General features: G+C 35.6%; 23 protein-coding genes and 1 pseudogene. 12 read left to right on the top strand and 12 right to left on the bottom strand.

Annotation, left to right across the window (positions count from 1 at the left end):
* Positions 1-60: 60 nt before the first annotated feature.
* Positions 61-264 carry a cold-shock protein gene (locus ACY65O_RS03925; RefSeq protein ID WP_462219543.1) on the bottom strand — a complete coding sequence of 68 codons (204 nt, stop codon included), beginning with the start codon at positions 262-264 and terminating at the stop codon, positions 61-63.
* Between the two features lie 442 nt (positions 265-706).
* On the opposite strand from ACY65O_RS03925, the gene ACY65O_RS03920 reads away from it, so the two are divergent.
* Both ACY65O_RS03920 and ACY65O_RS03915 read left to right on the top strand, forming a co-directional pair.
* Entirely contained in the window at positions 707-1,786 is a 1,080-nt protein-coding gene (locus ACY65O_RS03920; protein ID WP_462219542.1) for a 3-oxoacyl-ACP synthase III family protein, read from the top strand.
* Positions 1,787-1,972: 186 nt separating this feature from the next.
* On the top strand, positions 1,973-2,245 hold the full coding sequence (locus ACY65O_RS03915) for a short-chain dehydrogenase (RefSeq protein ID WP_462219541.1): 273 nt from the start codon (positions 1,973-1,975) through the stop codon (positions 2,243-2,245).
* A gap of 106 nt (positions 2,246-2,351) precedes the next feature.
* Here the strand turns inward: ACY65O_RS03915 and gcvP are convergent, their stop codons facing one another.
* Together gcvP and ACY65O_RS03905 are read right to left on the bottom strand one after the other, a co-directional pair.
* Positions 2,352-5,243, bottom strand: a complete 2,892-nt coding sequence (gene gcvP / locus ACY65O_RS03910) for an aminomethyl-transferring glycine dehydrogenase (RefSeq protein WP_462219540.1) — start codon at positions 5,241-5,243, stop codon at positions 2,352-2,354.
* Positions 5,244-5,554: 311 nt separating this feature from the next.
* Positions 5,555-6,337 carry a universal stress protein gene (locus ACY65O_RS03905; RefSeq protein WP_462219539.1) on the bottom strand — a complete coding sequence of 261 codons (783 nt, stop codon included), beginning with the start codon at positions 6,335-6,337 and terminating at the stop codon, positions 5,555-5,557.
* A 111-nt stretch (positions 6,338-6,448) separates the two neighbouring features.
* On the opposite strand from ACY65O_RS03905, the gene ACY65O_RS03900 reads away from it, so the two are divergent.
* Together ACY65O_RS03900 and ACY65O_RS03895 are read left to right on the top strand one after the other, a co-directional pair.
* Positions 6,449-6,931 carry a YkgJ family cysteine cluster protein gene (locus ACY65O_RS03900; RefSeq protein WP_462219538.1) on the top strand — a complete coding sequence of 161 codons (483 nt, stop codon included), beginning with the start codon at positions 6,449-6,451 and terminating at the stop codon, positions 6,929-6,931.
* A gap of 53 nt (positions 6,932-6,984) precedes the next feature.
* A complete protein-coding gene (locus ACY65O_RS03895) occupies positions 6,985-7,257 on the top strand; it encodes a DUF4242 domain-containing protein (protein ID WP_462219537.1) in 273 nt (90 codons plus the stop codon).
* Positions 7,258-7,327: 70 nt separating this feature from the next.
* Here the strand turns inward: ACY65O_RS03895 and ACY65O_RS03890 are convergent, their stop codons facing one another.
* The 7 genes from ACY65O_RS03890 to parS all read right to left on the bottom strand — a co-directional run bounded on the left by ACY65O_RS03890 (position 7,328) and on the right by parS (position 13,542).
* On the bottom strand, positions 7,328-8,233 hold the full coding sequence (locus ACY65O_RS03890; protein ID WP_462219536.1) for an MBL fold metallo-hydrolase: 906 nt from the start codon (positions 8,231-8,233) through the stop codon (positions 7,328-7,330).
* A 671-nt stretch (positions 8,234-8,904) separates the two neighbouring features.
* A complete protein-coding gene (locus ACY65O_RS03885) occupies positions 8,905-9,828 on the bottom strand; it encodes an RtcB family protein (RefSeq protein ID WP_462219535.1) in 924 nt (307 codons plus the stop codon).
* Between the two features lie 249 nt (positions 9,829-10,077).
* Positions 10,078-11,322 (bottom strand): MFS transporter, encoded by a 1,245-nt coding sequence (locus tag ACY65O_RS03880; protein ID WP_462219534.1) that lies wholly within the window; start codon positions 11,320-11,322, stop codon positions 10,078-10,080.
* Between the two features lie 119 nt (positions 11,323-11,441).
* Entirely contained in the window at positions 11,442-12,074 is a 633-nt protein-coding gene (locus tag ACY65O_RS03875; protein ID WP_462219533.1) for a deoxynucleoside kinase, read from the bottom strand.
* 78 nt (positions 12,075-12,152) lie between these two features.
* A complete protein-coding gene (gene folK / locus ACY65O_RS03870) occupies positions 12,153-12,632 on the bottom strand; it encodes a 2-amino-4-hydroxy-6-hydroxymethyldihydropteridine diphosphokinase (protein WP_462219532.1) in 480 nt (159 codons plus the stop codon).
* Positions 12,629-13,087 (bottom strand): RES family NAD+ phosphorylase, encoded by a 459-nt coding sequence (locus tag ACY65O_RS03865; RefSeq protein WP_462219531.1) that lies wholly within the window; start codon positions 13,085-13,087, stop codon positions 12,629-12,631. Before ACY65O_RS03865 ends, folK begins: the two co-directional genes overlap by 4 nt.
* Complete coding sequence (gene parS, locus ACY65O_RS03860) at positions 13,084-13,542, bottom strand: type II RES/Xre toxin-antitoxin system antitoxin (protein WP_462219530.1); 459 nt, start codon at positions 13,540-13,542, stop codon at positions 13,084-13,086. The genes ACY65O_RS03865 and parS overlap by 4 nt, the downstream gene beginning before the upstream one ends.
* Positions 13,543-13,641: 99 nt before the next feature.
* On the opposite strand from parS, the gene ACY65O_RS03855 reads away from it, so the two are divergent.
* Positions 13,642-14,754 (top strand): ABC transporter permease, encoded by a 1,113-nt coding sequence (locus tag ACY65O_RS03855; RefSeq protein ID WP_462219529.1) that lies wholly within the window; start codon positions 13,642-13,644, stop codon positions 14,752-14,754.
* 4 nt (positions 14,755-14,758) lie between these two features.
* Positions 14,759-15,208, top strand: coding sequence for a hypothetical protein (locus tag ACY65O_RS03850; RefSeq protein ID WP_462219528.1), 450 nt, complete (start codon positions 14,759-14,761; stop codon positions 15,206-15,208).
* Between the two features lie 87 nt (positions 15,209-15,295).
* Here the strand turns inward: ACY65O_RS03850 and ACY65O_RS03845 are convergent, their stop codons facing one another.
* Positions 15,296-16,498 (bottom strand): anhydro-N-acetylmuramic acid kinase, encoded by a 1,203-nt coding sequence (locus tag ACY65O_RS03845; RefSeq protein ID WP_462219527.1) that lies wholly within the window; start codon positions 16,496-16,498, stop codon positions 15,296-15,298.
* A 427-nt stretch (positions 16,499-16,925) separates the two neighbouring features.
* Here ACY65O_RS03845 and ACY65O_RS03840 point away from each other — a divergent pair, with 427 nt between their 5' ends.
* From ACY65O_RS03840 to ACY65O_RS03815, 6 genes are all read left to right on the top strand, one after another.
* Positions 16,926-20,051 (top strand): SusC/RagA family TonB-linked outer membrane protein, encoded by a 3,126-nt coding sequence (locus ACY65O_RS03840; RefSeq protein ID WP_462219526.1) that lies wholly within the window; start codon positions 16,926-16,928, stop codon positions 20,049-20,051.
* Positions 20,052-20,069: 18 nt separating this feature from the next.
* On the top strand, positions 20,070-21,371 hold the full coding sequence (locus ACY65O_RS03835) for a RagB/SusD family nutrient uptake outer membrane protein (RefSeq protein WP_462219525.1): 1,302 nt from the start codon (positions 20,070-20,072) through the stop codon (positions 21,369-21,371).
* A gap of 119 nt (positions 21,372-21,490) precedes the next feature.
* Positions 21,491-22,051: an RNA polymerase sigma factor gene (locus ACY65O_RS03830; protein WP_462219524.1), complete on the top strand. Its 561-nt coding sequence runs from the start codon at positions 21,491-21,493 to the stop codon at positions 22,049-22,051.
* Entirely contained in the window at positions 22,041-23,486 is a 1,446-nt protein-coding gene (locus ACY65O_RS03825) for a porin family protein (protein ID WP_462219523.1), read from the top strand. Before ACY65O_RS03830 ends, ACY65O_RS03825 begins: the two co-directional genes overlap by 11 nt.
* A gap of 57 nt (positions 23,487-23,543) precedes the next feature.
* Complete coding sequence (locus ACY65O_RS03820; protein ID WP_462219522.1) at positions 23,544-24,812, top strand: LVIVD repeat-containing protein; 1,269 nt, start codon at positions 23,544-23,546, stop codon at positions 24,810-24,812.
* A 1-nt stretch (position 24,813) separates the two neighbouring features.
* On the top strand, positions 24,814-25,365 hold the full coding sequence (locus ACY65O_RS03815; RefSeq protein WP_462219521.1) for a hypothetical protein: 552 nt from the start codon (positions 24,814-24,816) through the stop codon (positions 25,363-25,365).
* Here the strand turns inward: ACY65O_RS03815 and ACY65O_RS03810 are convergent.
* A pseudogene (locus ACY65O_RS03810) lies at positions 25,362-25,612 on the bottom strand (tRNA epoxyqueuosine(34) reductase QueG); the annotation flags it as partial. The gene ACY65O_RS03815 and the pseudogene ACY65O_RS03810 overlap by 4 nt on opposite strands.

The raw sequence follows: 25,612 nt of genomic DNA, 5'->3' as shown, positions 1-25,612 counted from the left end.
GGTAAAAAATAAGGGCTGCACTTTTGGTACAGCCCTGAAAGGTTTTTTAAAAGCGAGGTGTTATCCTACTACTTCCACATTAACTGCGTTCATTCCTTTTTTGCCTTCTTGCAAATCAAACTCAACACTGTCGCCTTCTTTAATATTTTGGCTTTTTAATCCACTTACGTGTACAAAAGTTTCTTTGTTAGAGTCGTTGTGTTTGATGAAACCGAATACTTTTTCAGTGTTTAAAAACTTAACGGTACCTTGTTGTTTGTCCATTTTAAATTGTATTGTATTATTTAATAAGGTGCAAATATAGTTTTTTATTAATAAAATGATGATAAATTTTTTTTAAGACCCTTTATTTCTCTTTATTACCAGCTTTTTAAATCAAAAATTGTTATGCTGTGGACGGATTTCATGGCGGAATTAATACTGCTATTTACTCAGGATAAAGGCATTATCAATTGGATTTTTCTGCCCATCCAGTATTTTTTACTACATAGTTAATCAAAGTATAAAGTAGAGAACCGGGATTTGACTATTTTGGTAAAGTTTTTATATAGAGAATAATGTAGAAATATTTTTCATCTAATAGTATTATCAATGCACTTACTGTTATTTTAAAACAGCGTATCATAATCCTGCAACACAGCATTGCCTTTTTATTTTATAACTTTACAGCTATTTAGCAGTTGTTTTATTTTTTAATTATTAATGCATGAGTACAATTAAAACGGTAATTACCGGAACAGGAAGTTTTATACCGGCTAATATAAAAACCAACAAAGAGTTTACAGGGCTTAATTTTTATGGAGAAGACAATCAAAAAATTGCCACCGATCCGCAGGAAATAGTAGATAAATTTAAACAAATAACAGGTATAGAAGAGCGGCGCTATGCAGATAGCGATATGGATTCGTCCGACATGGCGGCCATTGCTGCACAAAATGCTATTGACGATGCACAATGCGACCCGGAGAGTTTAGACCAGATAATTGTGGCGCATAATTTTGGTAACGTTATTACAAATACTATTCAAACAGATGTGCTGCCGGCATTGGCTTCAAGAGTAAAACATGTGTTGAAAATTAAAAATCCAAACTGTGTAGCTTACGATATTTTATTTGGCTGTCCTGGTTGGTTGCAGGGTGTAATTCAAGCCGATGCTTTTTTTAAAGCCGGTATGGCAAAAAAATGTTTGGTTATTGGTACCGAAACTTTATCAAGGGTAATAGATATGTACGACCGTGACAGTATGATTTTTTCGGATGGAGCAGGAGCAAGTATTTTGGAAGCTAAAGAATCAACTGCAACCCAAAGCGGTATTTTAGCTTGCAGTGTTCAATCGCATTGTATGGATGAAGTGGATTATTTAAATATGGGCAAATCAAATTTTCCAGATGCTGACCCAAGTGTGCGCTACATAAAAATGAAAGGCAGAAAAGTGTATGAGTATGCTATGAAATATGTGCCGCAGGCTATGAAGGATTGTTTGGATAAAGCAGGGGTGGATATCAGCGAATTGAAAAAAGTTTTTATACACCAGGCCAACGAAAAAATGGACGAAGGCATTATTAAAGCGATGTATAAATTGTACGGCATAAAAATTGTGCCCGAACATATAATGCCCATGAGTATTCATAAATTAGGCAACAACTCTGTTGCCACTATACCTACATTGCTGGATCTGGTAAGAAAAAATAATATGATAGATCATCAACTGAATGATGGCGATATTATTTTATTTGCTTCTGTTGGTGCAGGAATGAATATTAATGCAGTTTGTTACAGGGTTTAAGTGTATTTATTTCACTATAAAAAGATAATGCTATCATTTATTTTATGGTATGATATTTTGGTTTTAAAATTAAAGCAAACAGGTTGAATGAAAGTTAAACTGCTGATAATTAACATTGTAAAGTTTTTAAAAAAAATAGATTCGGCTGAAAGCCTTAATTAGCCTACATTTGCAAAAAATTACAACATGAATAATGATCTTATTATTAAGTTTTTAGAACCAGCTCATCTTGAAAAAAATGCAGTTAAGATTGAATTTAAAAAACGTAACACAATTGTTGGTGTGTTTGTAAAAACCAACGACTACGAAGATTTAAAAGCCAAAAATTTTTGGCGCATTGTTACTGAAGCCAGCATCCCTGAATGGAAAAAAACAAATAACAACCAGTTATCTAAAATTTTCAGCGGTTCTGAATTTACAAGGTTAACACAGGCAAAGGAAAAACCTGTTACTACTTAATTCAGTTGAGATTACTACAATAACTCCGCCAGTATTTATTCCGGCAAAATAACAAAAGCCATCCGTTAATTTTCGGATGGCTTTTTAAATATTAAGCACTTAATTTTTATACTATTTCTTCTGCATAAGCACTGACCGGTTCGCAGGTGCAAATTAAATTCCTGTCGCCATAAGTATTGTTAACCCTGCTGATGCCTGGCCAAAACTTATTTTGTTTTACAAATTCTAAAGGAAAGGCTGCAGTTTCCCTGCTGTAATTATGTTTCCAGTCGTTGGCACAAATAACCATTTGAGTATGCGGTGCATGCTTTAAAGGATTATCAGCTTTATCTGCTGTGCCATTTTCAACAGCCCTTATTTCTTCACGAATGCTTAATAAGGCATCGCAAAAACGATCAAGTTCAGCTTTGTCTTCGCTTTCTGTTGGCTCAATCATAATGGTGCCTGCAACCGGAAAACTTAAAGTAGGCGCATGAAAATTATAATCCATCAATCTTTTAGCAACATCTTCAGCCTCTATGCCTGCGCTTTGTTTAAACGGACGAAGGTCAACAATAAATTCGTGTGCACAGGTGCCATTCTTACCACTGTATAAAATTTTATATTCATCTTCCAAACGTGCCTTCATATAGTTGGCATTTAAAATAGCATACTCTGTACTCTTTCTTAAACCATCGGGCCCCAATAATTTTATATAAGCATAACTTATTAAGAGGATTGAGGTACTGCCATAAGGTGCAGCACTTACCGCATGTATAGGTTTGTTGCCACCGGTTGCATGATTAACATGCGATGGTAAATAAGGTGCCAGTTTTTCATTTACACAAATCGGTCCCATGCCAGGGCCGCCGCCTCCGTGAGGTATAGCAAATGTTTTATGCAAATTTAAATGGCAAACATCTGCACCTATATTTCCGGGAGATGTTAAACCAACCTGTGCATTCATGTTTGCACCGTCCATATAAACCAATCCGCCATTATCATGTATAAGGGTACAGATTTCTTTTATGCTTTCTTCAAACACGCCATGTGTACTGGGGTAAGTAACCATTAAGCCAGCTAAGGTATCTTTATATTTTTCTGCATTCATCCTTAAATCAGCCACGTCAATATTTCCAGCCTCATCACATTTAGTAACTACTACTTTAAAGCCGGCCATTACAGCGCTTGCAGGATTGGTGCCGTGTGCAGATATAGGAATTAAAATTACATTTCTGCCCGTATCGTTGCGGTGTTCGTGATAAGCCCTGATGGTTAATAAACCTGCATACTCGCCCTGTGCGCCACTGTTAGGTTGTAAAGATGTTGCAGCAAAACCTGTAATATTACTCAGCCAGTTTTCCAGCTCCGTAACAATTTGCTGATAGCCTTTCCATTGGTATGCCGGGGCAAAAGGATGTATGCCGCCAAACTCGGGCCAGCTTACAGGAATTAATTGCGTTGCTGCATTTAGTTTCATGGTGCAACTGCCCAAGCTTATCATTGAGGTGTTTAAACTCAAATCTTTATTCTCTAAAGATTTTATGTAACGCATCATTTCAGTTTCGCTGTGGTGCGTATTAAAAACCGGGTGCAGTAAAAATTCTGAAGTACGGGTTAACGATGCCGGAATATTTTCTAACAAAATATCTGCATCAAAATTAGCAATAGCGGTATCATTATTTTGCGATGAAGCAAAAACATGAAGTATGTTTAAAATGTCGTTTTGAGAAGTAGTTTCATCTAACGAAATACCAATGTAATTTTCATCAGTATAATTAAAATTAATTTCCTGCTGCTCTGCCAGTTTGCGAATGGCAGCAACATCTTTAACCTGAATTTTTAAAGTGTCAAAATAATATTCATTCACATTGGTAAAACCTAATTCTGCCAATTCATCACTTAATGTAAGTGCTAATAAACTTACTCTCTTTCCAATATTGGTTAACCCATCTGCACCATGATACACTGCATACATAGCCGCCATATTTGCTAACAATGCCTGTGCTGTACAAATATTGCTGGTTGCTTTTTCACGGCGAATATGCTGCTCCCTTGTTTGTAATGCCATGCGTAAACAACGGTTGCCCTGAGCATCAATACTTACACCAATAATACGTCCCGGAATATTTCTTTTAAACTCATCTTTGGTTGCAAAAAAAGCCGCATGTGGTCCGCCAAAACCCATGGGCACGCCCAGGCGTTGCGAATTTCCAATAGCAACATCGGCACCCAATTCACCGGGTGGCGTTAATAAGGTTAACGACAATAAATCGGTTGCCATTACCACCTGTGCATTTACAGCATGAGCTTTGTCAATAAAATTCCGGTAATCTTCCACCGCACCATTGGCATTGGGATATTGTACAATAGCTCCAAAAAATAATTCATCTAACTGGGCTGTTTTGTAATCCCCAAAAATTAATTCCACATTAATAGGTGTAGCCCTTGTAACTAAAATATCTTTTGTTTGTGCAAAAACATTTTCATCTACAAAAAACTTTGGCGCAGTAATATGGTCGTGGTCTTTATTTTTATGATTGAACAGCATGGCCATGGCTTCTGCGGCTGCAGTGCCTTCATCCAGCAAACTGGCATTGGCAATAGGCAGTGCCGTTAAATCGCTTACCATGGTTTGATAGTTTAACAAACTTTCCAAACGGCCCTGTGCAATTTCTGCCTGGTAAGGCGTGTATTGGGTGTACCATCCGGGGTTTTCAAAAACGGTACGCAAAATTACGCTGGGTACAATGGTATTGTAATAACCCTGGCCGATGTAAGATTTACATACTTTATTCAACGATGCTGTTTTCTTTAAATCTGTCAAATATTGATATTCACTAACCGGGCCAGCAGTTTGTAAAGGACTTTGCAAACGGATAGAGGCCGGCACTGTTTTATCAATTAATTCATCAATTGAATTAACGCCAATGGCTTTTAACATGGCTTTTGTTTCCTGTTCGTTTGGGCCAATATGCCTTGCTGTAAATTCGTGTTGTTGCTGCTCGAAAAGATTCATAAATAAAATATATTTTTTTTGTACCAGGCTGTGGTGCTACTATCAAACTTCATTGGTCTGGCCTAAGGCGAGACACTCTTCAACGGTATATCTTTATTCACCTTTTATCTAAGCGTAGCTAAAAGGTTTTATGCCGCCGCAAAATTACGATAACATAACAAGATTACGCATCAATAAAATGATTGATTTTTTACTGTGGAAAACTGCTGTATAACCGCAATAAAAAGTGCCACTTTGTATAGTAGCACTAAACAATTTTATACAATAAAAGTTTACAATTGGTAGAAATTAATCAGCATTGCTGCCAAATGTTACTCATACACGGCAAGTACTGGCACTTTGCTTTGATAAATCATTTTTTTTGTATGCTGTGTCTTAAACAATCTTTCATAAAAACTATGGTGCTTTGGGGCAGTAATAATCATATCAATATTTTTATCCCCCGTAAATAAATTAACGGCTTCATGAAAATCATACAATCTCATAAAATAAAATTCGGGATTAAAATCCTTTAACAATAATTCCATTTTATCCCTTTCATCTTTAAAAGCATCTGTTAAAGAAATATAATGACTGTCATCAACATTTAATACATGCACCGAGGGCTTAAAATCCTGCAGCACCCTTTTTATCGTTAGCAGGGTAGGGCTTTCCTGTACATATTTCATCTCGGAAGTAATCACCACATTTTCAATTTGGCTAAAACGGGCATCCTCGGGTATAATTAAAACAGGGCATACATTTTTTTCTGCCATCTTTAAAGTGTTGGTACCGTAAAAGCGTTGCGCCAAACCCGATTTGCCTGTTAAGCCCATCACAATCATATACGCCGATCTTACATGGGCATAAGCGTTAAGGCTGTCAATAAAATTATCCCCCGACTCGGTGTAAGTTTCAATTTGTGCCGCACAGGCCAGTAATTCTTTTTTAAGACTGTCTAAATAATTATGTGCAGTGTTTACGTCCTCGCTGCCTGAATAATAATGGTACAAAATAATGTTTACATCATTTCTTTTTGAATACATATTGCAGGCATAATGCGCCGCATTAAAAGAGGTTTCAGAAAAATCGAGGGGAACGATAACTTGTAACATGTAATTTTTTTTACAAAATAACTGAAATTATACAGAACAGGCACACTAAATTTCTTTAACATTACTAAAACTTGCCATTGCGGGGCGGCTGTTAAAAACGATATTTGCACAATGGAAGAGGATTTACTGGAAAACTGGGAAAAAAAATCGGCAGATCACCAAAAAGTGTACAAGCAATTTTTGCACCGGGCCGATAAAAATAAAGTGCTTAGAGCCTTGCCCGATCTGCATGAAGAAGCATTTGAAAAAATTGACTGCCTTAAATGCGGCAACTGCTGCAAAAGTTATTCGCCACGTTTTAAAGCGCCGGATATTAAACGCATAAGCAAGCACCTTAAAATGAAGGAAGGTGATTTGATCAATACTTATCTTTTTGTTGATAGCGATGGCGATTATGTTATGAGAACAAAACCCTGTGCTTTTTTAGGCACTGATAATTACTGCAGCATTTATGATGTACGCCCCAGCGATTGCCAGCGTTTTCCTTATACCGATGAAGATGTGCTGTTGAAAAGACAACCGCTTACCTTAAAGAATTCCAGCTTTTGCCCTGCTGTATATTATGTGTTGGAAAAATTATCAGCAGTTAAATAAAAATAAACTTTCCAGCATTCCTATATTTTTTGTAAATTGTTTTAAAAATAAATATGCCAAAATATGTAATTGAAAGAGAATTGCCCGGTGCTGGTAAACTTTCTGCTGATGAATTGAAAGCCATTTCTCAAACATCCTGTGGTGTGCTAAGTAAACTTGGCCAAAGTATTCAGTGGTTGGAAAGTTTTGTAACGGAAGATAAAATTTATTGTGTTTACACTGCACCAAATAAAGAATTAATAAAAGAGCACGCTATGCAGGGAGGGTTTCCTGCAAACAGAATTGAAGAAGTTAAGAATATGATTAGCCCGGTTACGGCAGAATAAAATATTGTGCACTAAAAAATTTCTGCTTTGCGGGAGTTTTATATTTTATTGGTATTACAGCTAATAATTTTTATGGTAGTTTAGAATTAATTTCTATAAATGCAGCTTCCAGCGGTCTTGTTAAGCCATCGCCTTTCCATTCGCCAATACCGGGGAAGGTTGTTGCTTTTAAAATTTCATCTTTTGTTTTGCCGGCTTTTATTTCTCCATCAACAAATTTTAATGCATTTCCTAAATAATCACCAAACGCTTTTAAGTCTGAAGTGTTGGCCAGTATATCAAATCCTTCTGCAGAGTGGCCGCAAATTATCTGTGTCTTATTATCGAAAGTTGCAATGGCTTTATCCAAAACTTTTATCCAGTTACCCATATCGGCACCGGCACTTTTATCTACAAACGGATGGCGGCGGTTAAACATTAAATCACCCATGTGTACAATATTGGCATGTTCAAAATGCACCAGGCTGTCGCCGTTAGTATGGCCTGCACCAAAATAATGCAGCGTTATTTTTTCTTTGCCCATTTTTTGGCTCCAGGTATCGGTATAGGTTTGGTCGGGGTATAATTGTTTGTCTTCGTTTTTATTTTTTACAGCGCTATTTTTTTGATTGGTTAAGGAGTTGGCGTGTGCCAGCACATGCGGTACCAAACCTTTAAAAGAAATATTACCAGCTGTATGATCGCCATGATGATGGGTATTGATCAACAATTTAAAAGGCTTTTCACTTTTCTTTTTCAGTTCATCAATTAAATGCTGGCTTTGCTCCGGAAATTGTGAATCTACCACCACCATTCCTTTTTTAGAAATATAAAATGCAATGGTGCCGCCTTTCTCGGTAAACACACCAATGGTATCAGTAAGCATTTTAATTTTCCATGCAGGTTGTGCAAAAAATGCTGCGGCTACCTGTTTATTGAATAAGGCTAAGCCTGCAATTGTAAAGGAGGTATTGCGGAGGAAGGATCTGCGTTGCATAGTGATTTAGTTTTAGAATTGTAAATTACAAAATTGTAAACAAGAAAGGGATAAAATTGTTGTGGTTTTTTGGTTAGGAAAGAAGATCCATTGAATATTTTAGCGAATGGTTCGTGAAGACACGAACCAAGGCGGAGAGGGAAGATAACTTACAATTAACGCAAGTATTTCATTGGCAGGCTGGATGTACAATGGCAGCGTAACATAGCAGGCTGGTAGTTAAAAATCAGACACTGGCGAACAATAAAGATGGCGATGATAATTGACAAACATTTAATTTTCAAATTCCGGACAGAGTCCGGCGGATTTAATCGGCATCAAGTCATCCTGTCGGAAGACTTGCGCCAGAAAGGGATTGGAGCAGAAGCTTATGCAGCGAATATTTTAGCAAAGGGTTCGTGAAGACACGAACCAAGGAGGGGGAATTGTAATTTACAAAATTGTAAACAAGTATGGGATAGAATTGTTGAGGTTTGTTGGTTAGGAAAGAAGAACCATCGAATATTTTAGCGAATGGTCCGTGAAGACACGAACCAAGGCGGAGGCCAGAAAGGGATTGGAGCAGAAGCTTATTCAGCGAATATTTTAGCAGAGGGTTCGTGAAGACACGAACCAAGTAGGGGGATAGAATCAAATTTATTTGTTTTTTAGACAGTTCATGTTGATTGCACTTACATCTGTCCAAGATATGCAAATACACTAAAACGTTTGTCTATGGTGATCAGGTTGTCAATAAGACCTAAACAACTATCCAAATCCCGATAGCAAAATGGTGCGTCTGTTTTTATATTTTCATTTGCTATCATTTCCGGGATGTAAATTTTTTCTCTCAGTGCATCATAGTCAAAAGTTGATGCAAACTCTTTGGCTTCACTTCTTGACATTACCCGTCCTGTTCCGTGGCAAAGTGAATTATAAGTATTTTCAACTTCGTCAGTTGCGGTTATTAAAACTACATCGCCATTCATATTTGATGGAACAACTGTCTGTTCGCCGGGTATAACTTTTACTGCACCTTTTCTTATAATTACTCCTTTATCTGTTATTTCAAAATGATTATGATTTTTGTCAAGTACAAAATTTAGACGTCCAAAATATTTTTCAAGTATCTTGAATATAGCAAACCGATTATCTTTTGCCCATTCGCAAACATCATAGAATTTTGTATCGAATTTTTGTGGTCTGTCAATTAAATCATCTACAAGTTTTGATTCATTTCTTGAACCTGTATGAATTAAAAATGAAATTTTATCGTCTGTGTATGATTCCAAAGCGTCAAGGAAATGATTGCCTGAGCCTAAGTCCCCGAGTTTTCCTTTGTTGGCCTGAATATCAAAATAAATTTTATCCCACTTTTCTTTTTTAAAATCTTCTTTTGACATATTGGCTTCACATAACAACATTCCACAACCACAGTCAGAAATTGCAAACTTTCTCCACTTTTCTTGTTTTGTGAATACTACTGTTCCCGTTGGTAAAGGAGATTTTCCTGGGCAAGCATCTGGAAAGAAAATTACTTTTTCAGCTTCCAAGTCGTGTGGCAACCAACCATAAACTTTGTTTAAAGGTTCAGCAGAATAATTTATCACTTCCATTATCTCTCGTTTCTGTCTTTGTAGTGTATTGTAGTAATAGCTAACAGCTTCTAAATATACACAACTCTGTTACTTCAACGAATTCAATCCAATGTTTTTTCACAACATTTTCTCCGCTGCAATAAAAGCTCAATAAAGATATTCTGTACAAGAGTGCGACGCCACCGCAGCCAAATAGAATTTAGAAAGCTTGGCTCAAAAAAAATAAAAAACATAATCTTCTACATTTTCCCCTTCAGGGGATAGGGGTTAATACTCCATCTTTTTTAACGCAGGCGCTTTAAACCATGTAACTATTACAACTAGCAACGTCATAAAACCACCGAAAATTACAGAGGGCACAAGGCCAAATGCACGGGAGGCAAAGCCACTTTCAAACTGGCCGAGTTCGTTACTGCTGTTGATGAACATGGAGTTAACGGAAGAAACCCTGCCCCGCATTTCGTCGGGTGTGGTGAGTTGTAAAATGGTGCCACGTACCATTACACTTATACCATCGCAAATGCCGCTGCAGAGCAATGCAATAAACGAAATAAAATAAATACTGGAAAGGCCGAATGCAATAATGCAAATACCAAAACCTGCAACGGCAAGCAGCATAGTTTTGCCCTGCTTTTTTTTCATGGGGAAAAGTGTGAGCAAAACAATAACGGAAATAGAACCAATATCGGATGCTGCAGTTAACCAGCCAAAACCGATGGGGCCGGTATTTAAAATCTTTTCGCTAAACTCGGGTATTAATGCAACAGCGCCACCAAATAATACTGCAAATAAATCGAGTGAAATTGCACCCATCATAATTTTATTGCGGTACACAAAACGTAAGCCTTCTTTTACACTGTCCCATGCGCCAATATCTTTTTGTATATTTAAAATGGGTTTTCTTTTTATAAAAGATAAAATGGTTGCGGCAGTTAAAATGTAAATTAATATAATGATAAAAGTATAATTTACGCCAATGCCTGCAATTAAAAAACCTGCACTGGCATGGCCAACTATCGAACCAATGAGCCAGGTGGAGGAACTGATATATGCAGCAAAGGGCAAAATATTTCGTGGTACTAACTGTGCAATGATGGCATTGGAAACCGGGCCGGCAAATGCCCTTATAATTCCGGTTAAAAAAATGATGGCGTAAAAACAATATTCTAACCAGTGCTTGCTTATTTTTTGTTGTGCAGCGGGCAAAGTGCAAATTATTAACAGCACTACACAAAATGAATAAGCGATCATTCCTTTTAATAACAGGGTTCTTTTTTCTGATTTATCAATTACATGGCCGGCATATAGTGCCAGTGAAAAAACCGGTATAAATTCTGACAGGCCTACTAAACCAATGGCAAAAGAACTTTGTGTAAGCTGAAATAATTCGTACGCTACCACAGTGCCTACCATGCGTAAAGCCATGATGTAAACAAAACGGCAGATGATGTATAAACGGAATTCTTTTTCTTTAAGCGGGGAGAGTGCAGTTTTGTTGAATGATAAATTCATTACTGCGAAGGTGCAATTTTTTTTGCATGAAATAGTTTAGTGCTGCAATATTATTTTTTTGTATAAATAAAAACAGTTTGATTTTAAAATGTGCAGTTCCCCTTCAGGGGTTAGAGGCTTTACGGTAAACTTATATAATGCTGCCCATCTTCGTACTCTTTATCCAAAGCATCAATAACAGTTTTTAAATGCAACTCGTTGCCTAAAAAATCGGCATTGGAAGCATCTACAAAAAGCGTTTTAATATTATGTTGCTTGATGTACTGCGTATAAGTTTCCTGTAAAGAAAAAAGATAATCGTTGGGTATTGACTGTTCGTAACCACGGTTACGTTTTTTTATATTTTCCTGCAGTTTGTTTACAGGGCTGTGCAGGTAAATTACAATATCGGGCTGCACTATTTGCGGATTGATGATGTCGAATAATTTTTGGTACAGGCGAAATTCTTCATCGGCCAAAGTAACTTTAGCAAACAACAGGCATTTGGTAAAAAGATAATCGGAGATGGTAATGTTTTGAAACATGTCTTTTGTCTGCAACAGATCTTTCAGTTGTTTATAGCGTTCTGCCATAAAAAAAAGTTCCAGCGGAAAAGCATATTGCTGCTGGTTTTCGTAAAATTTTGGTAAGAAGGGATTGTCTGCAAATTCTTCTAAAATTAAACGGGCATTAAAATGTTTGCTCAATAAATGTGCAAGAGTGGTTTTGCCGGCGCCAATATTTCCTTCGATAGTAACAAAATTATACTTCATAAAAATTATGTGCAAATATACCAATGGGCAAATATGCAACTGGAAGCTGCAAAATAAATGGAATAGTTTCTTTTGGCGTTAAATTTTATTCACAGTTAATTTATCGGGGCTGTTTCTTAATAACTGGTGGATAGTTTTATTAAGTACCGGATGTTTAAAGTTAGGGGAGAGCTGATTGAGCGGTACTAAAACAAAGTTGCGGTTTTGCAATTGCGGATGCGGTACTATTAAATTACTGCTGTCAATAATTTCTTTGTTATAAAAAAGTATATCAATATCAATAATACGGGGATCGTTTTTTTTATTTCTTATCCGACCCATCTTTTTTTCAATGGTAAGAATGGATTGCATTGTTTGTGCTGCAGTAAGTTTTGTTTGCACAATAATTACCTGGTTTAAAAAATCGGGCTGTTGGGTATTGCCCCATGCAGCAGTGCTGTATAAATTTGACTGACGGATTATTTTTCCTATTTGTTGCTGAATATTTTTTTTCGCTTGTAGCAGTTGCTGCCTGCTGTTGCCCATATTACTGCCTAACAAAAGATAAGTTGTATTCATTTAAAAGAAAATAAGCGTTGGTCGAAAATAAACGGTTTACTGCTTTGTATTTTAACCTTTTTAAAATCGGTATGTTTTGGGTTAATCAAATAATTGTATTCTTCTGTAATAACTGCAGACGGTACTTTTAATACCAGTGAATTTTTATTTTTGCAAAATTCACTGCCAATAAAATTGGTGTAGCCTTCATCATCCCGCCAATTTTGTTTTAACTTTTGTGCCGCAACTGAAGAAATAGAAACAGTATCGGGCACATTAATTTGCAGTAAATGAAAATTTAATTTTACTTCTGTAATTAATATATTTACCAGCATCTCCAGTGCACATAAAGAAATATGTTCGGAAGTGTACAGCATAGAAATACCCGGAGTATTCCACCTTGCGCCTCTTATGCTGGCACCATAACCGGAAATATCATCTTTGTATAAGGAGTTGGCAATGCGGTAAACAATCATGCAAATAAACCGTGTTGAATTCTGTGTAATTGAGTGATTACTTTTTCTATACCTTCTGCAGTGGTGAGGGATTCAAAAGATAAGTTACCCTCCAGGCTGTAAGGTTTTCTTTTTATCCAGGAATAAAAAGTATCAAAACTGCCAAAAGTAGTTTTGCCCATTTCAATAACTTTTGCAATTTGTAAAGCCCGTTGTGCATTAATGGGAGCAAACACACCATTATTTTTTGCATAGCGTTGCAATGTTCGTTCGCTTACGTGCAGTATGGCGGCCCACTCCGCCTGCGTAAAAGCTACTTTATCTGCAATTTTTTTAAATTCGCTGTAAGTAAAATCTTTAACAGCTGCTACTACTTTTACACTGCGGTAATAGGGTGCAATTGGTTCTTCTGTTTTACTTAAAGCTGCGTTGGTTTTATAGCCAACCGGTTTCTTTTTAGCGGTTATCTTTTTCATTATCCGACATTTGACACCCAAATGTACGACATCTGTCGGGTAATGCAAATTTTTTAAAATGCTTTTTTACCGATAGTTTTGCAACTTAATTAATTTCAGATGCAAAACTACAGCCAGGTAAGGGCAATGTTGGCCATTACAAAAGCAAGCTTAAGGTCAATTTTCCGCAGCCCTTCTGCAGTTATATTCAGTTTTGTTTTTCCTTTTATTTTTATTTTGGTATTTGGTTTTATTGGTAATAATGGCGGTACACCGGTTTACAAAATTGTAATTGATAAAAACAGTGATACCACAAATACACTTTTCGATTCTATAAAAAAAAGCAACCGGTTAAAAATTGTACAATTCAAATCGGAAAAAGAATTACAAATGAGTTTGGTAAAAGGAAAAATTGCAGGAATAATAAATATTACTAAAACTGGCAAAGAATTTCCGGCTTTTGAATATGCTATTGCAACTACCAATGCCAGTGATGATAAATGGCCACAGGTTTTACCCATATTAAATGCGATGTCCAATAAAATAAATGATACCAAGTTTGCAAACCGGCCATCGTATGCAGCACAGGATAAAATAAATCCGGTAATCAGAAAAGAAGTCAGAGAATATAAAACTATTGATTTTATCTTGCCGGGGCAGTTAGGGTTTTCTTTATTAAGCTCTGGTGTATTTGGTGTAGCTTTTATGTTTTTTAATTTGAGAAATACACTTGTACTAAAAAGATTTTTTGCCACACCCATTACCAGAACTTATATTGTTTTAGGTGAGGGTTTTGCCAGGGTTATTTTTCAGATGCTTACAGCTATTGTAATTATTTTAGTGGGTTATTTTTTGTTTGGGTTTACATTGGTTAAGGGCTGGCAAACTTTGCTGGAAATGCTTGTGTTAAGCTTTTTGGGCTTACTAGTTTTTATGGGCTTTGGTTTTATTGTAAGCGGATTGGCAAAAAGCGACAGTACCATTCCGCCTTTTGCAAACCTTATTACATTACCACAATTTTTACTGGGAGGAACTTTTTTTTCTGTAGAAGCTTTTCCTAAATGGTTGCAACCAATTTCAAAAGCATTACCGCTTACTTATTTAAACACCGCTATGAGGGCTGTAGCTTTTGAAGGACAAAATTTATGGGATGTAAGAAATGAAATAGGGGTTTTAATATTATGGGGAGTAATAGTATATGCAGTTGCCATTAAAGTTTTTAAATGGGAGTAAACACATGAAATATTTTAAATTTTTACTGATAAACATTATTGCATTTTCTTTATTGTTCTTTTTGTTTTCGTTATTATTTCCATCGCAGGTGGTTACATCAAAAACGGTTTCAATAAACAAAAATAAAGGAGCAGTAATTGAAAAACTAAATAATACCGGCGACTGGAAAACATGGAACAGATTTGTAAATGAAGGAACAGTTAAAAATAATACGCTTAACAACAGTGATACCATGTTATTTTCTTCAATAACAAATAACAGGGAAATGATTTCAAACTTTATCGTTTATCCTGAACCAACCAATTCTGTTTTGGTAAACTGGGCAATTATTCAAAAATTACCCTGGTATAAACCGTGGAAAAAATTCAGCGCTATGATTTTAAGTAAAAATGTAGCAGCTGTAATGGATACTTCTCTTACGAAGTTAAAAATGCAATTAGAAGCCGGTAAATAATAAATGGCGGTAAACCCTGGAGCGTTTTGTAATACCTTATGACTTATAATGTTTTCTGAACCCTCCAAAGAGTAAGAATATTTAAACTTACTGCGGAAAACTAATTTTACCCATAGTTACTGCCGGCATTCCTGCAATACCTTTTTGCAAATAATCGCTATCGCCACAAATACATTCGTTGGCCAATATGGCAAACAATACAGCTTCTTTAGCATCGGGGTTTATGTTTAAAGCACTGGTAGTATCAAAACTAAAGTTAGGCAAAGCTTTTTTTAAATGCAGTATCAGTAAAGGGTTGTGCATACCGCCGCCGCTGGAAAAAATTTTGCAGGAATTATTTTTATCTCTTGTTTTTAAAATAGCATCGGTAATAGTATCTGCCGAAAATTTATTTAAAGTTGCCATCGTATCTTCAACAGAAATATTTTGCGTAAAAGTTTTTTCTTTTGCTTTTTGCAGGTAATCTAAATTAAATAATTCGGGCCCCGTAGTTTTTGGAAAAGGCTTTGCAAAAAAACCATTGTCTTTTAGTGCATGTAATAAATCAGTATTTATTTTTCCTTTTAAAGCAATGGCAGCGTTTTCATCAAAATATTTTCCGGCAAATTGTTGCTGCATGTAAGCGTCCATCATGGTATTGCCCGGACCGGTATCGGTACTAAAAATGGCAGCACTGTCCATACTGCCCGGTAAAAAAGTAAAATTTGCAATGCCGCCAATGTTTAATAAAATCCTGTCTTCGCCGGGTTTACCAAAAATTAAATAATCGCCATATACTGCCAGTGGTGCACCTTCGCCACCGGCGGCAATATGTTTTTGGCGAAAGTCGCTTATTGTAATTATGCCTGTTGCAATTGCTAAATGATCGCCATCACCAATTTGTAAAGTAGCATTGCCAAATTTATTTTGTCCGTGTAAAGTTTTTGGTGCATGGTAAATAGTTTGGCCGTGGCTGGCAATTAAATCAACTTCCTCATTTTTTATTTTCCATTTTTTTAAAAGCGCATTAATTATTGTTGCATGTTGTAATGCAATCCATGGATTTAATAAAGTAAGCTTTTCTAAATCAACTTCTTTTTTACTGAAAACATTTTTTATTTCATTTTTAAAATCATCATCAAATGCAATGGTTTCAAATTGAACTAATTCAAGCTTTGTTTGTAATCCGTTTGCTGAAATATTGCACAAAGCAATATCAAGCCCATCCAGCGAAGTCCCACTCATTAAACCAATAATTTTTCGTGCAGGTTTATTGGCAATATTGTAAAGTTGGCTGATGTTTTTATTCATAAAAGTAAATATAACAGTTGTTAATTAATCTGGCGCAAGCCAGTTTATGCAAACGATTGCGGTTTTTTGCAACATTATTAATTATTTATGCAATTTTTTGCAGGTATTTATTTTTATTCTATCTTACACTTACTTTAACACCACAACTAACAATGCTTACAATCAAAAAGAGTGTTCTCATCCTGCAAAGCGATGGTCTGTTGTCATATTCCTGGTATTGCTATTTTGGTTTAAGCTCCATCCGCCACTCTAATAAAGCAAAAAAATCTTTTCTTATTCAAAAGTACCAGCATCAAACTATGTATTTACATTAATGCATGAAATTGATGCAGTTTTTATAATTGAAAAGTATTCTCGTTAAAATTAATTTTTACTCCCTGCCCTTTTTTAACTGCAATCAAAATTAGTAAACAATTAAAACTGCGATATGAAAAATTACATTTTAAAAAAGTTAAGCAAATACAAAATGCTTAGTTTTTTTCTGCTTATGAACCTGTTTGCCATAACTGCAATGGCGCAGGTAAAAATAAGTGGAAAGGTAACGGATGAAAAAGGAAATGGGGTATCGGGAGCCTCGGTAACCATTAAAAATAATAATGCAGGTGCATCTACCAGTGCAGACGGGGCTTATCAAATTATTACAAATTTAAAACCCGGAAAATACACTTTAATCTTTAGCGGAGTAGGATTAAAAAATTCTGAACAGAGTATTAGTGTTACTGCAAATGGAGACTACGCTGTAAATGCTCAATTATTGGCAGATCCATTGGGATTAGACGAAGTAATAGTTACTGGTACATCTGCCGGAACTACAAAAAAACAATTGGGCAGTTATATAAGCACAGTAAAAGCTGATCAACTTACAAAAGGTGCTACAGGAAATGTACTTGCTGCATTGCAGGGAAAAACTGCAGGAGCACAAATAACTCAAAATAGTGGAGATCCTGGGGGAGGAATAAGTGTTCGTTTAAGAGGTATCAGTTCTATATTCAGCAGTAGCGAACCATTGTATATTGTAGATGGGGTTATTGTAAACAATGGTACTACAAGGGTAACTAATACACAAGGCGGCTATGATGGACAAAATTTTGTTGGAACAATTGGTCAAAACAGAATGGCTGATATTAACCCTGCAGATATTGAAAGAATAGAAGTGTTGAATGGAGCCGCAGCTGCTGCAATTTATGGGTCAAGAGCCAATGCAGGGGTGGTTCAAATTTTTACAAAACGGGGAAGCGCAGGTGCACCGGTTGTAAGTTTTTCCTCAACGGTTATGTTTAGTAAATTAAGAAAGGGCGTGGAAGTAAATAATTCGCCAACAAAATTTGGTGGCCCTACTGATGGAGCGGGGGCACAAACACAGGATATTTTAACTCCTGCATTAACGAATACAACTGCAGTAACCCGCTATAATTATAATGATTATATTTTTCAAAGTGCAGTAGGTACAGATAACAATGTTTCTATTGCTGGTGGAAAAGATAAAACTAAATATTATGCTTCGGGATCTTATTTTAAAAATGAAGGCATAATTAAAAATACAGATTTCAGAAGATATAGTTTCAGGGTAAATTTAGACCAGGGGTTAGGAGATAAAGTAAATTTTAATATCAGTTTAAATTATGTCAATAGTTTAAGTAACGAAAAGCCAGATGGTAATTCTTTTTTTTCTCCCATGAATTCTATTAACATCATTGGTAATTTTCACGATTTGTTTACAAGAGATGCGTTGGGAAATATTAAAGCGATTGGTGAAAGAGGAAGGGTTAATCCGGTATCTGTTATTGAAGATATAAAACAGCAACAGGAAACTAACAGGCTCATTGCCGGTCTTGGTTTAAAAGTAAGGCCACTTAAAGGTTTATCTTTTGATTATACTTTAGGCTTTGATCAATATGCTCAAAGAGGACAAACCTATATTCCACCATTTGCTTATAATGCAAGTACGGGTTTTTTTGGAGGTGGTATTACTTTAGATCCTACTTTAAATGGATATGCCAGTACGGCAACGGATAATTTTTTTCAGGTAAATAATGAATTAAACGGAACGTATCAATTTAACATTAATAAAGATATTGCTTCTACAACCCAGGTGGGTTACTCAGTGCAGTACGAAAAAAATAATTACCTGATGTCGCAGGGGCGAGGGATGGCGCCTTTTGTACAAACAGTAAATGGAGCAAGTACCCCAATAGCAGGAGCTGATGTAAGAAGCGAATTATCTGTTTCAGGATATTATGCACAACAAAATTTTAAATATAAAAATTTATTGTTTTTAACAGGAGCAATAAGAGTTGATGGTTCTTCTGTTTTTGGTAAAGACCAGCGAAATCAAAGTTATGGTAAGGGAAGTGCAGCTTACATTATTAGCGAACATGAGTTCTGGAAAAATATGAAGCTGAGCAAATACTGGAATTTTGCAAAAATAAGAATTGCTTATGGAGAAAGCGGGAACCTTACTGGTATTGGGCCTTATGACAGGTTCAATGCTTACAGCAGTAATTCTTTCTTAAGCCGTACTTCACTAACATCAAGTGGAACATTGGCTAACACTAATGTAAAACCAGAGCGTCAAAAAGAATTGGAGTTTGGTATTGATCTGGCATTTCTTAACAGCAGAGTAAATTTAACAGCTAATGTTTATAATAAAAAAGTCAGCGATTTATTAATAAGCAGAATAATTGCACCTACTACCGGGTTCAGTAATCTGTTAGACAATTTTGGAAGTTTAGAAAACAAAGGGTTTGAATTAATGCTTACCGGTAAACCAGTTCAAAATAAAGATATGAACTGGACTATTACAGGCATTTATAATCATAACAGAAATAAAGCAGTAAAAATTGGACAGGGACTTACATTATTAAGTACCAACTCAGGAGCACCCGTATCTTTAATTGAAGGGCAACCCATTGGCGTTTTTTATGGGGCTTTCTTTGCTTTAGACGCAAATGGTAATTTAGTGAAAAATGCTTCAGGTTTTCCTGTTGGCGAAAGAGGAATACAATCAGGGCCTTTAACCTACACTGTTACAAGAGATGCTAATGGCATACCAGTTACAACCAATCCATTAGTTCGTACAATAATTGGAGATCCAAATCCTGATTATACTGCAACCCTTGTAAATGAATTCAATTACAAAAATGCAAGTTTAAGAATTCAGATAGATGCAGTAAAAGGCGGTGAAGTATTTAATGCCGACTGGAGAACAAGGCAGGGTGTAGGTAATGGTAAAGAAGCTGAGAAAGAACAAACAGGCGTTTATCCACGTGGTTATATCAGCAGTTTTTATGGTACTGTTGAGCAATGGCGTATTGATAACGGCTCTTTTGTAAAGCTTCGTGAAATTTCGTTGAGCTATTCTTTTGGTAAGATAAAATGGTTTAAAGATATTACTGCTTCCATTACCGGAAGAAATTTAAAAAGCTGGGATAAGTATAAAGGATACGATCCCGAAGTGAATGCAGGCGGTCAGAGTACAATTCTTCGTGGAATAGACTTTGGTGCTGTTCCTATTCCTAAAACATTTGCAATAGGAGTTTCTGCAAAATTCTAAACCTTTAAAAAATTAATTATGAAAAATAAAAACATAAAAATTATAATGCTTGCGGCATTGCTCAGTGTTACACTTTTGCAATTAAGCTGTAAAAAAGATTATACTGATCCTACAAGAGCTACCGAAGACCAGGTATTCTCCTCTGCAAAAGGATTAACAGGTGCAGTAGTAGGTTTACAAAGAGTATATACATTAGGAAGAGCAAGTACTTTGTATAATTTAATAACAATAAATGGCTTAACCACTAACGAATTGATTGTTGTTAATACAGGCAATACTGCGGAAGTGCAATTAGCAGCCGGAGGAACTTTAGTGGATGGCAACCATTCGATGCTTACAACATATTGGACAACTTGTAATAAAGCAGTTTATGATGCCGACTTAGTTATTACCAACGCAAATAATTTAAGCGATAAAAATTACGCCAGCGGATTAATTGCTTATGCCAGTATTTTTAAAGCGATGTCAATTGCAGATATGGCGCAATTTTGGGAAAAAGTTCCTGTTGGTACAGGTACCAATGTTACATTTATTGACAGGGTGGAAGGCTTTAAAAAAGCTATTGCAGTTATTGATAATGCTATAACAACTATCACCGTAAATACAATAAGCAGTTCGTTCATTTCAAGTGTACCTGCAGGTATAGATATTGGCAACACACTAAATGCTTTAAAGGCAAGATATTCTCTGTATGCCGGCTTATATACACAGGCTTTAGCAGCCGCTAATGCAGTTACACTTAGCATTAAATCAACTTTTAATTTTGATGCACTTTCTTTAAATCCAATTTTTGAAGTTGCTACTTCTACTAATAATGTAGTACAACCAAAAGATTCTACTTTAGGTTTAGTGCCTGCATTAGCGCCATCTTTAACTGATGGAAGAATCCTGTTTTATACATCCATTAATCCAACCGTAGCGCCAAGGTACAGAATCAATGGCTTTGGTAATGGTGTAGCTACAGCAATACCAGTTTATTTACCAGGCGAAATAACTTTAATAAAAGCTGAATGTTATGCCCGTTCAAATGACAGCACTAACAGCAAAACTTTTTTAAATGCTGTAATTACCAAAACTGCAGCTGCAGATCCTTTTGGTGTTGGAGCAAACCAGCCACCGATTAATTCTTTTGGTTCTTATGCTGCTTTGCTGGATGAAATTTATAAACAGCGTTGCATAGAATTATTTATGAGTGGACAAAAGTTAGAAGATATGAGAAGGTTTGCAAGACCAACAACAGAACGTAAACGAAACCTAATGCCTTACCCTTTAAGAGAAAGAGACAACAATCCCAATACACCGGCTGATCCGCCATTTTAATCATTAGTTTAGCAGTCCTCATAATAGCAGCCCCGGTTACAGCGATGTAGCTGGGGTTTTTTATTTTGCAAATGCAACGGTATGCAAAAATCAATTGTCAACTTACCGAATATGTTTACATGGAGCAAGAACAACTGCTGGTAAAAGAATGTTTAAAAAATAACCGGGTATCGCAAAAGCAACTGTACAACCAGTTTGCCGAAGTAATGCTGGGTGTTTGCTATCGCTATACAAAATCGCTGGCCGATGCCGAAGATGTGCTGCAGGAAGGATTTGTAAGGGTATTTAAAAATTTACATCAGTACAGGTTTGATGGAGAACTGGGGGCATGGATAAGAAGAGTAATGGTAACTACCGCCTTAAATTATTTGAAACGAAATGCCAAATACCAAAATGATCTGGCTTTCGAAAAATTAGACATGCACCCCGTAACAGATGATAACCCCGAAATAAAATTAAACACCAAAGAACTGGCCTCACTGATTCAACAATTGCCCGCAGGCTACCAAACCATTTTTAATTTACATGCCGTAGAAGGTTATACGCATGTGGAAATTGGCGAGCTGCTGGGTATTACCGACGGAACATCACGTAGCCAGTATGCAAGAGCAAGAGCATTAATGATAACATGGGTAAAAAAATATTATTCAGATAATAAAATGCAGTCGTATGCAAAATAGTGAATTTGAAAAAAATGTGCAGCAAAAAATGGAGGAGTTAAAATTTACTCCGGCAGATGCTGTAGGGCAAAAGGTACAAGCGGAGTGGCAAAAACAAAAAAAGCGCCGCTGGATTGTTTTTCTTTTATTGTTTGCCGGTTTAGCAGCAGGTTCGTTCTTATTTATGAATAAATATAAAAGTGATAATAAAAAGTTGGTAACAGATAACATTGCAGCAAAGAAAAATGTTTTAGAAAGTTTAGTTGCTCCAAATTCAATTGATTCAAACAAAGAAAAACCTGTTAGCCATGCTATTGTTGTATCAAAAAATGAAGTGCTGACTAACACACCAGAAAGCAAGATCAAACAAAATTTAAAATCAGCGTCTTTAAAAATAAAAATTAAGCAAGGAAATGTTTTAGAATTAGGTAATACATCAGAAACAGATTTGGCAGCAAAAAATAATATTCATTTAAAAACAAAAGGTAAAACAAGTATTTCAATAAAAAATTCTGCACCCACTTCGGCTGAGGAAGAAATAATTGCAAACGAGCCTGCAGAAAATGAAAGCAGTACTACTGCAAAAAATACAATTGCTGCTGATACAGCCTTTTTTTCAAATAATAATTTGAAGGATGAAATTGAAGTGCCTGAAATTAAAAAAACTGAAGTTGATGCAGCATTATTATTAAAAAAAGATACGACAGTGACTTCAACTGCTAAAAAAACAGTAAAGAAAATAAGAAATGTAAAATGGCAACACGGAATTAATGCAGCAGCAGGAATTTCTACTGTTAAAAATAGTTTGTTTAGTGATGCGCCAGTATTTGTTGATAGGTTTGCAAACGCAATTTCAGCTCCGCCAATTAATCCCCAGGTTAGGTTAATGCCAAACAATCCATCAAAAAGTGGTGCATTTAGTTTTGGTTTGTATGCAAAAAAAATAATTACTTACAAGTGGAAGTTTACAACGGGGTTAAATTATTTGTATCAAAGCAATATTATTAAAATTGGCAACCGGGTAGATTCGATGACTAACTACAATTATGATGTTAATAAAAGTATTGCCGCTGATTACTATTACAAAAACGGGAACTCTGCCAGTTATAAAAATAAATTTCATTTAATTGAAATGCCATTTTTATTTCAGTATAAATTTTTAAAAAAGTCATCGTTATACATTGAGGCTGGCCCTTCAGTTGCTTTTTTACTGCATTCGAATGCATTGGTTTATAATAGCAATTCTGCAGCTTATTTTACTGACAAAGCAATTTTTAATAAGCTTCTATTTTCTTTTAACACAGGCGCAGGTATTGATCTTGCACAAAAAACAAAGTTTCCTTTTTCCATTGGTTATCATTTTAATTATAGTATTGGTTCGGTAACGAAAAAGTCTTTTGGCAAACAGCATTTAGTAAGCTCTTTAGTGTATTTAAAAATCCCCATTAAAAAATAAATTATTATTAGTGCAACGGTAGTTTAATGTGCATTGTCAACCTTAAAATAATTAGTTATGAAAAATTTAATCAGCAAAACAATTACTTTAGTTTTTTGTACAGCATTTTTGTTTTTACAGCAGGGTTGTGTAAAAGACACTTGTTCTAAAACGTATACTTATACATATTTTCAACCGGTGTATAAAACTACTGCAGAAGTAAGAGCAAATATTAAAAGCAATGCACCTAAACCTGTAACAAATCCTGGTAAAATTTATATTAAGGATAATTGCATTTTTTTAAATGAAGTAAATAAGGGTATCCACATAATAGATAATACAAATCCTGCAAGCCCAAAAAATTTTGGTTTTATAGATATTCCCGGTAATGTTGATATTGCTGTGAAGGGTGACATTTTGTATGCAGATTTTTATACCGACCTGGTGGCCATGGATATCAGTAATCCATTAAATGTATCGGTAACTAAATTTGTAAACGGTGTTTTTCCTGAACGTTTTTATTATGGCTTTAATGTAGATTCTACTAAAGTGGTTTATGACTGGGTTAAAAAAACTGAAACTGCAGCAGTTGATTGTAATGATGGGTACATCAGACCTTTCAGGGGAGGCGGTGTATTATTTAATACTGCAGATGCAGGTTTTCTTTCATTAAAATCCAGCTCTTCTCCCGTGGGCATAAGCGGTTCTTTAGCAAGATTTGCTTTGCTTAATGATTATATGTATTCGGTGTCCAACGATTCTTTACGTGTTGTAAATGTTTCATCAAATGCAAATCCTTTTATTGTAAATGCCATCAATTTAGGATGGGGAATTGAAACGGTATTTCCTTTTAAAGACAAATTATTTATTGGGTCAAATACGGGGATGTTTATTTACGGTGTACAAAATCCGGTTAATCCTGTTAAGCTGGGATCGTTTAATCATGTGCGTACCTGCGACCCTGTAATTGCCGATGATAACTTTGCTTATGTTACTTTGCACTCCGGTACAAGATGTACAGGTTTTACCAATCAGTTAGATGTTTTAAATATCACCAATATACAATCGCCGCAATTGATAAAATCTTATCCTTTGACCAGCCCACGGGGCTTAAGTAAAGATGGCAACCTTTTATTTATTTGCGATGGTAATGATGGATTAAAAGTTTTTGATGCTGCAAATCCTAATTCAATTTCGTTGATAAAACAATTTATAATTGCTGAAGCTAATGACGTAATAGCGTATAACAATATTGCACTGGTAGTTGCAAAAGATGGATTGTATCAATATGATTATACAAATGCTGCTGATATAAAATTACTTTCAAAAATTGCAGTGCAAAATTAGAATGGCGAAGTATTTATTTACAATAATATTGGTTTTTACTAGTTGCTTAAAAGTTGCTGCACAAAAGAAGAGTGCAGCAGCTTTTAATTCTTACAATTCGGCAGGTTTTATTGCAGGTAAATTACCTGTATCATTTACCGCACAAACCGAAAATGGGATTGCATATAAAAAATGGTTTGCCGGCGCAGGCGTAGCTATCGATATGTACTATAAAGAAACATTGCCAGTATTTGCTGCTTTTAAAAAAGAGATATGTTTAAAAACTAACAGTTTGTTTTTTTATGTAAATGCCGGAAAAAACATTGTAGCAAAAGATAAGAAAATAGTGGGTACATTTTCAACCGTTGAAATAAAAGGAGGTTTTTATGCGGATGGCGGTGTTGGGTATAAAATAAAAATAGCAAAAAAGGGCAGCATCTTTTTTAGCATTGGTAATACTGTAAAAAACATCAGGCAAATTGAAACCACTTCAGATTTTTTTGGAATGCCGGGAATTTCTGATACCCAATATAAATTCAGCCGCCTTGTTTTTAGAATGGGTTACCAGTTTTAAGTTTGTATAAATTTTAAATTCTTTTTCACCCCTTCAAATTTACTCCGCTTTAATGGCGAATCTTTAAAAAGTATTTTAAAACTTTCTGCTGTTAATTCTTCCCAATCGTTTTTGGTAAAATTTAAAATTTCGGGTAGTGGCGAAAAACCAATTTCATGGGTTGGTTTGCTAAAACGGTTCCATGGGCAAACATCCTGGCAAACATCGCAGCCGAACATCCAGTTATCAAATTTGCCTTTCATTTTAT

This window comes from Ferruginibacter sp. (assembly GCF_031430955.1).
Taxonomy (GTDB): domain Bacteria; phylum Bacteroidota; class Bacteroidia; order Chitinophagales; family Chitinophagaceae; genus Ferruginibacter.
This window is presented reverse-complemented; position numbering and strand designations above follow the sequence as displayed.

Bases quoted from the DNA above. Each gene is read 5' to 3' on its own strand.
- ACY65O_RS03900 (WP_462219538.1), top strand. From the start codon at position 6,449: ATGGAAGAGGATTTACTGGAAAACTGGGAAAAAAAATCGGCAGATCAC.
- ACY65O_RS03885 (WP_462219535.1), bottom strand. From the start codon at position 9,828: ATGGAAGTGATAAATTATTCTGCTGAACCTTTAAACAAAGTTTATGGT.
- ACY65O_RS03820 (WP_462219522.1), top strand. From the start codon at position 23,544: ATGAAAAATTTAATCAGCAAAACAATTACTTTAGTTTTTTGTACAGCA.
- parS (WP_462219530.1), bottom strand. From the start codon at position 13,542: ATGAAAAAGATAACCGCTAAAAAGAAACCGGTTGGCTATAAAACCAAC.
- ACY65O_RS03880 (WP_462219534.1), bottom strand. From the start codon at position 11,322: ATGAATTTATCATTCAACAAAACTGCACTCTCCCCGCTTAAAGAAAAA.
- ACY65O_RS03895 (WP_462219537.1), top strand. From the start codon at position 6,985: ATGCCAAAATATGTAATTGAAAGAGAATTGCCCGGTGCTGGTAAACTT.
- ACY65O_RS03890 (WP_462219536.1), bottom strand. From the start codon at position 8,233: ATGCAACGCAGATCCTTCCTCCGCAATACCTCCTTTACAATTGCAGGC.
- ACY65O_RS03830 (WP_462219524.1), top strand. From the start codon at position 21,491: ATGGAGCAAGAACAACTGCTGGTAAAAGAATGTTTAAAAAATAACCGG.
- ACY65O_RS03850 (WP_462219528.1), top strand. From the start codon at position 14,759: ATGAAATATTTTAAATTTTTACTGATAAACATTATTGCATTTTCTTTA.
- ACY65O_RS03815 (WP_462219521.1), top strand. From the start codon at position 24,814: ATGGCGAAGTATTTATTTACAATAATATTGGTTTTTACTAGTTGCTTA.
- ACY65O_RS03855 (WP_462219529.1), top strand. From the start codon at position 13,642: ATGCAAAACTACAGCCAGGTAAGGGCAATGTTGGCCATTACAAAAGCA.
- gcvP (WP_462219540.1), bottom strand. From the start codon at position 5,243: ATGAATCTTTTCGAGCAGCAACAACACGAATTTACAGCAAGGCATATT.
- ACY65O_RS03925 (WP_462219543.1), bottom strand. From the start codon at position 264: ATGGACAAACAACAAGGTACCGTTAAGTTTTTAAACACTGAAAAAGTA.
- ACY65O_RS03825 (WP_462219523.1), top strand. From the start codon at position 22,041: ATGCAAAATAGTGAATTTGAAAAAAATGTGCAGCAAAAAATGGAGGAG.
- ACY65O_RS03845 (WP_462219527.1), bottom strand. From the start codon at position 16,498: ATGAATAAAAACATCAGCCAACTTTACAATATTGCCAATAAACCTGCA.
- ACY65O_RS03865 (WP_462219531.1), bottom strand. From the start codon at position 13,087: ATGATTGTTTACCGCATTGCCAACTCCTTATACAAAGATGATATTTCC.
- ACY65O_RS03835 (WP_462219525.1), top strand. From the start codon at position 20,070: ATGAAAAATAAAAACATAAAAATTATAATGCTTGCGGCATTGCTCAGT.
- ACY65O_RS03915 (WP_462219541.1), top strand. From the start codon at position 1,973: ATGAATAATGATCTTATTATTAAGTTTTTAGAACCAGCTCATCTTGAA.
- ACY65O_RS03875 (WP_462219533.1), bottom strand. From the start codon at position 12,074: ATGAAGTATAATTTTGTTACTATCGAAGGAAATATTGGCGCCGGCAAA.
- ACY65O_RS03840 (WP_462219526.1), top strand. From the start codon at position 16,926: ATGAAAAATTACATTTTAAAAAAGTTAAGCAAATACAAAATGCTTAGT.
- ACY65O_RS03905 (WP_462219539.1), bottom strand. From the start codon at position 6,337: ATGTTACAAGTTATCGTTCCCCTCGATTTTTCTGAAACCTCTTTTAAT.
- folK (WP_462219532.1), bottom strand. From the start codon at position 12,632: ATGAATACAACTTATCTTTTGTTAGGCAGTAATATGGGCAACAGCAGG.
- ACY65O_RS03920 (WP_462219542.1), top strand. From the start codon at position 707: ATGAGTACAATTAAAACGGTAATTACCGGAACAGGAAGTTTTATACCG.